The sequence below is a fragment of the Xanthobacter autotrophicus genome, assembly GCF_029991245.1.
In the GTDB taxonomy this organism is placed as follows: domain Bacteria; phylum Pseudomonadota; class Alphaproteobacteria; order Rhizobiales; family Xanthobacteraceae; genus Xanthobacter; species Xanthobacter autotrophicus_C.
This window is the reverse complement of record NZ_JAIVFO010000200.1, coordinates 1-6030: the sequence shown is the minus strand read 5'-3', so window position 1 is coordinate 6030 and position 6030 is coordinate 1. Positions and strand designations below refer to the sequence as shown.

Here is a 6030-nt window from a genome sequence, read left to right as displayed (position 1 = left end):
CCCCAGCCCCCTCCCTTCCCTCCCCCGCACGCGGGAGAGGGTTTGACCGATCCCGGCTGTTGGGTCGCCTCACTCCAGGACGGCGGCCTTCAGCAGGCACACCATGAAGGCGCGGGCGGGGGCGTCGGTGCGGTTGCGGATGACGTGGCGGCGGTCGCAGCGATAGCGCACCGTCTCGCCCTCCTTCACCGTCTCGATGACGCCGCCCACCTCCACCTCCAGCGTGCCCTTGAGCACGGTGAGGCATTCCACCGAGCCGCGCTGGTGGCCATCCGAATCCAGCTCGCCGCCGGGGGCGGCGTCCATGTCATAATATTGCAGCCACTCCACCGTCTTGATCCAGCCGATGATGGAGAGCCGCACCAGCCCGTCCTCGGAGAGCAGGATCGGCGTGTCGGCGCGCGACAGCTTCTCCACGAAGGGGGCGTCGTCGGATGAGGCGAGCACCCGCTCCACCGTCATGTCCAGCGCCTGCGACAGGCGCCACACGGTGGCGAGCGTGGGATTGGTCTCGTTGCGCTCGATCTGGCTGATGATGGATTTCGCCACGCCCGACTGCTCGGCGAGGTCGGACAGGGACAGATTGTAGGCCTTGCGCAGGCGCTGGATGGTCTTGCCGAGCTGGCCGGTGATGACCTGCGCACCGGTCTCGAGGGTGTTCCCGCGCTCCTTGACTGCCATGCCCAGCGATCCTTAATTCCGAACGAGCGTTCGCTGTGGCGGACGATACTCAGCAAACCCGCGCGAGGGAAGCGGCCGCTGCAGGGAAAGTTTCAAGGGCTGGGGTCTCGGCTTGAGAGCCTGTCGCTGCGACCGGTAACGCCGTGGAACCCTCTCCCGCTTGCGGGGGAGGGGGGTGGCAGCCCAGCAGCCCTCCCGTTGCCGCTCATTTCCCCCACAGCTCGAAGAAATGGTGCACCGGGCCATGGCCGGAGCCGATATCCAACTGGTCCGCCGCGGCGATGGCGCCGGAGATGTAAGCCTTGGCCCGGCCCACGGCGGTCTTCAGGTCCGATCCGCCGGCAAGCCCCGCCGCGATGGCGGAGGAGAGGGTGCAGCCGGTGCCGTGGGTATTGCGCGAGGGGTGGCGGCGGGCGGCAAAGCGCGTCACGTCGCCGGGGGTGACGAGCAGGTCCACGCTCTCGGGGCCTGAGCCGTGCCCGCCCTTCATCAGCACCGCGCCGGGGCCGAGGGCCAGCAGCGCTTCGCCCTGCCGGCGCATGTCGTCCTCGGTTTCCGCCACCGGCACGCCCAGCAGTTCGGCCGCCTCCGGCAGATTGGGGGTGATGAGGTGGGCCAGCGGGATGAGCACGGCCTTGAGGTCACTGAGCGAATCGTCGGTGAGCAGGCGCGCGCCGGAGGCCGCCACCATCACCGGATCGAGCACCACCGGGCCGGCGCCGTGGCGGGTGAGCCCTTCCGCCACCGTGCGGATGGCGCCGGGGCGCGAGAGCATGCCGATCTTCACCGCGTTCACGGCGAGGTCGGAAAACACCGCGTCCATCTGCGCGGCGATGAAGGCGTCGGGCACGTCGTGGATGGCGGTGACGCCCAGCGTGTTCTGGGCGGTGAGGGCGGTGATGACGCTGGCCCCGTAGACGCCAAGCGCGGAGAAGGCCTTGAGGTCCGCCTGGATGCCGGCGCCGCCGCTGGAATCCGAGCCGGCGATGGTGAGGGCGATGGGGACCTTCCGCGACATGGACCTGCCTTGCTCCGCTCTCGGGATAAGGAGTGCGGGGCCACCCTTGCCAGTCCCGGCGGTTTTGTCCACCTTGGCGCCGCCGTCCGCCCGCCGGGCGTGTCGATACCGCCCAAGCGGAGTTCAGCCGTGGTTCCCTTCTTCGTCCAGATCAAGTGCCAGCTCGGAAAGTCCTACGAGGTGGCCGACGCCATCGCCAATGCGGAGATCGCTTCCGAGATCTATTCCACGGCGGGCGAGTTCGATCTGCTCATCAAGTTCTACGTGGACGAGGGCACGGACATCGGCCACTTCGTGAACCAGAAGGTGCAGACCTTCCCCGGCATCCAGGACACCCGCACCATCATCACCTTCAAGGCGTTCTGAGGGGGCTCGTGTCCCGGCCGACTGGAACGCAGCGGAGCGCAGTGGAAGGAGAGCCGGGACCCAGCGCAAGGAACCGCCGAAGGCGCTTCCTGACCCAGCCGTCCCCTGAATTTGCCTGCTGCGCAGGAGTCCTGCGCTGGACCCCGGCTCGGCGCTCCGGCTGCGCCGTCGCTGGGCCGGGGCACGGGCCTTTTACCGTCGTCCTCGGTCTTCGACCGATGCCGAGTGGGTGACGCTCAAACGCCGCGCGGGCTTGACCAAAGACCCATGAGGCAAGCTCACGGGTCTTTGGCCTCACTTCTCCGTCTCGGTCAGCCCGCGCACGAACAAGCGTTGCAGCACCGCGATCACCAGCACCGGCGGCACCAGCGCCAGGATGGCGGTGGCCATTACGAGGTGCCATACCGGGTCCGCCTCCGCCGCCGCGCCCACGAGGCGGCGGATGCCCATGACCACGGTGAAATAGCTGGCATCCGTCGTCACCATCAGCGGCCACAGATACTGGTTCCAGCCGTAGAGGAACAGGATCACGAACAGGGCCGCGATGTTGGTGCGCGAGAGCGGCAAAAGGATCGACCAGAAGAAGCGGAGCGGGCCGGCGCCATCGATCAGGGCGGCTTCCGTCAGCTCGTCCGGAATGGTCATGAACACCTGCCGGAACAGGAAGGTGGCCGTCGCGCTGGCGATCAGCGGCACGGTGAGGCCGGCGTAGGAATTCAGCAGATCGAGCCGCGCCGCCACCTCGAAGGTGGGCAATATGCGCACCTCCACCGGCAGCATCAGCGTCATGAAGATGAGCCAGAAGGCCGGCACCCGCAGCGGAAAGCGGAAATAGCAGATGGCGAAGGCGGACAGGATGGAGATGGAAATCTTCCCGGCCGCGATCACCACCGCCACCACCAGCGAGTTCCACAGCATGGGCCCCACCGGCGGGATGCCCGCCGTGGACGAGCCGGTGGTGAGCGCCAGGCGATAGTTTTCAACGAGATGCGGGCCGGGCAAAAGCCCCACGCGGCCGGAGAGGAAATCGCCGCCCGCATAAGTGGAGGCGACGAACGCCACATAGAGCGGCGCCATCATCACCGCCGCCCCGGCGATGAGAGCGAGGTGGGCCAACAGCAGGGACAGGCGCGAGGTGCCGGCCATCAATAGCTCACCTTGCGCTCGATATGGCGGAACTGGAGGGCGGTCAGCGCCACCACGATCACCAGCAGCACCACCGACTGGGCCGATGAGCCGCCCAGATCCAGCCCCTCGAAGCCGTCGCGGAACACCTTGTAGACGAGGATGGTGGTGGCCCGCCCCGGCCCGCCGCCGGTGGTGGCGTGGATGATGCCGAAGGTGTCGAAGAAGGCGTAGGTGAGGTTCACCACCAGCAGGAAGAAGGTGGTGGGGGCCAGAAGCGGCAGCACGATGTGGCGGAAGCGCTGGAACGGCCCCGCGCCATCCAGCGCCGCCGCCTCCAGCGCGCCCTGGGGGATGGCGCGCAGGCCGGCGTAGAAGAACAGGAAATTGTAGCTCACCTGCTTCCACGCCGCGGCGAGGATGACCAGCGTCAGCGCCTGCCCGCCGTCGAGCACGTGGTTCCACGAAATGCCCATGGTGCGCAGGGCATGGGCGACCATGCCCACCGAGGGGTCGAACATGAACAGCCACAGCACCCCCGCCACCGCCGGCGCCACCGCATAGGGCCACACGAGGAGCACCTGATAGAGCCCGGCCGCCTTGCCCAGCGCATCCGCCGCTGCGGCGAACAACAGGCCGAGGCCCATGGCGAGCGTGGTGACGCAGAAGGCGAACAGGAAGGACACGCCCACCGCCTCCAGATAGGCCGGATCGCGCAGCAGTGCGGCGAAATTGGCGAGCCCGACGAAGGTGCTGCCGAGCCCGAACGCATCCTGCGCGAACAAGGACGAGACCAGCGCTTCCCCCGCCGGCCACACGAAGAACACCAGCGTCACCGCCACCTGCGGCAACAGCAGCAGATAGGGTGTGATCTTGCCGGGGAAGGTGACGCGCTTGGCCTGCATGGGTTTAGCGCGCCGTCATGGCCGGTTCCCCGGCCCAGCGACGGCGCAGCCGGAGCGCCGAGCCGGGGTCCAGCGCAAAGCTTCTGTGCAGCAGGCAAGACTCCGCCGCCGCTGGGTCAGGAAGCGCCTGCGGCGGAGTCCTTGCGCTGGGTCCCGGCTCTCCTTGCGCTATCGCTTCAGTCGGCCGGGACACGAGAGCCTCCCTCACGGATTGGCCTTCTCGAACGCCCGCAGCTGCTCGTTGCCGCGGGCCTCGGCGGCGGCAAGGGCGTCCTGCGCGCTCTTCTGGCCGGCCAGCGTCGCCTCCAGTTCCTCCTCGATCACGTCGCGGATCTGCAGGAAGTTGCCGAAGCGCAGGCCCTTGGAATTGGCCGTGGGCGGGTTCAGCGTCATCTGGCGGATGGAGACATCGGTGCCGGGGTTCTTCTCATAGAAGCCCTGGGCGCGGGAGAGGTCGTAGGCCGCCCGGGTGATGGGCAGGTAGCCCGTGTTCTGGTGCCACCACGCCTGCACCTCGGGCCGCGACAAATAGCCGAAGAACTTGGCCACCCCCTTGTATTCTGCCTCCGGACGGCCGGTGAGCACCCACAGGGTGGCGCCGCCGATGATGGAATTCTGCGGCGCGCCCTTCTGGTCGGGCCAGTAGGGCATCATGCCGTAGCCCAGCTCGAACTTGGAATTGGCGAGGATGCCCGCCCGCGCCGCCGAGGAGCCGATGCTCATGGCGCATTCGCCGGAGAAGAATTTCGGGTCGGCCTTCGACTGGCGGCCGCCATAGTCGAAGATCCTGGTCTTCTGCCAGCGGGCCAGGGCCTCCCAGTGCTTCTGCGTCAGCGGGTTGGCAATGGTAAGGCGGGAGGCTGTGCCGCCCAGCCCGTTCTCCAGCGTGCCCACGGGCACATTGTGCCAGGCGGAGAGGTTCTCGACATTCACCCAGCTGGGCCACTGGGTGGTGAAGCCGCACGGCACCCCGGCCGCCTGCACCTTGAGCGCCGCCGCCTCCACCTCGGGCCAGGTCTTGGGCGGGGTTTCCGGATCCAGCCCGGCTTTGCGGAACAGATCCTTGTTCACGTAGAGAATCGGGGTCGAGGAATTGAACGGGAATGACAGCATGTTGCCGGCTGTGTCGGTGTAATAGCCCGTGACCGCCGGCAGATAGGCCTTGGGGTCGAACGGCTCGCCGGCGTCCGCCATGAGCTTGTAGGTGGGATAGATGGCGCCCTTGGCGCTCATCATGGTGGCGGTGCCCACCTCGAACACCTGCACGATGGCCGGGTGCTGCCTGGCGCGGAAGGCGGCGATGGCGCCGGTCATGGTCTCGGGATAGGTGCCCTTGTAGACCGGCACGATCTTGTACTCGCCCTGGGTGGCGTTGAAGTCGGCGGCGAGCTTTTCCAGCTTCTCCCCCAGCGGGCCGGCCATGGCGTGCCACCACTGGATCTGGGTCTGGGACGCCGCCGGCTGGGCGAGGGCGGCGAGGAGGGCGGAACCGAGCAGCGCCTTGAGCGCGCCGCGTCGAGACGAATGGACCATGTGAGCCTCCACGGAAAGCGGCGGGTCGGGCGGCCCGCGTCAGATCCGGATGGATGAAGTCCTAGCATTACCGTTCCATGACAGGAGGTGATCTCAGACGACGATCAAAGCGCCACCGACACGCCGCGACCAGACCGCCGCCCCATCCTGCCGCAGGGCATGCCCCCGGCGCCAGAGGCGCGGGACTTCGGGCGGCAGGCGCAGGCGTGGGGCGTGTCTCAGCGTGAAAGTCTGCTGTCTCGACCGGACACCCCGGAGAACCCTCTCCCACCTGTGAGGCCTCTGCGAAATATTCCGAAGATGCCGTCCTCCCCTCTCCCGCAAGGGGAGAGGGGGAACCGGCTTCCGACACCGACCATGCGTGACTTTCGCAGAGGTCTTGCGTGCGGGGGAGGGCAGGGA

6 protein-coding genes are annotated in these 6030 nt (G+C 67.8%); 1 reads left to right on the top strand and 5 read right to left on the bottom strand.

The features are described from left to right. Positions 1 to 69: 69 nt before the first annotated feature. Positions 70 to 681, bottom strand: coding sequence for a helix-turn-helix domain-containing protein (locus K9U41_RS21275; protein ID WP_282642843.1), 612 nt, complete (start codon positions 679 to 681; stop codon positions 70 to 72). Between the two features lie 205 nt (positions 682 to 886). Then, positions 887 to 1699 carry a bifunctional hydroxymethylpyrimidine kinase/phosphomethylpyrimidine kinase gene (thiD, locus tag K9U41_RS21270; protein WP_282642842.1) on the bottom strand — a complete coding sequence of 271 codons (813 nt, stop codon included), beginning with the start codon at positions 1697 to 1699 and terminating at the stop codon, positions 887 to 889. 129 nt (positions 1700 to 1828) lie between these two features. Here thiD and K9U41_RS21265 point away from each other — a divergent pair, with 129 nt between their 5' ends. Beyond that, positions 1829 to 2065, top strand: coding sequence for an Lrp/AsnC ligand binding domain-containing protein (locus K9U41_RS21265; protein WP_149577315.1), 237 nt, complete (start codon positions 1829 to 1831; stop codon positions 2063 to 2065). Positions 2066 to 2359: 294 nt separating this feature from the next. Here the strand turns inward: K9U41_RS21265 and ugpE are convergent, their stop codons facing one another. From ugpE to ugpB, 3 genes are all read right to left on the bottom strand, one after another. After that, entirely contained in the window at positions 2360 to 3211 is an 852-nt protein-coding gene (gene ugpE / locus K9U41_RS21260) for a sn-glycerol-3-phosphate ABC transporter permease UgpE (RefSeq protein ID WP_282642841.1), read from the bottom strand. Continuing rightward, positions 3211 to 4095, bottom strand: a complete 885-nt coding sequence (ugpA, locus tag K9U41_RS21255) for a sn-glycerol-3-phosphate ABC transporter permease UgpA (protein ID WP_282642840.1) — start codon at positions 4093 to 4095, stop codon at positions 3211 to 3213. Before ugpA ends, ugpE begins: the two co-directional genes overlap by 1 nt. Before the next feature lie 204 nt (positions 4096 to 4299). After that, positions 4300 to 5628 (bottom strand): sn-glycerol-3-phosphate ABC transporter substrate-binding protein UgpB, encoded by a 1329-nt coding sequence (gene ugpB, locus K9U41_RS21250; RefSeq protein WP_282642839.1) that lies wholly within the window; start codon positions 5626 to 5628, stop codon positions 4300 to 4302. Between the last annotated feature and the right edge of the window lie 402 nt (positions 5629 to 6030).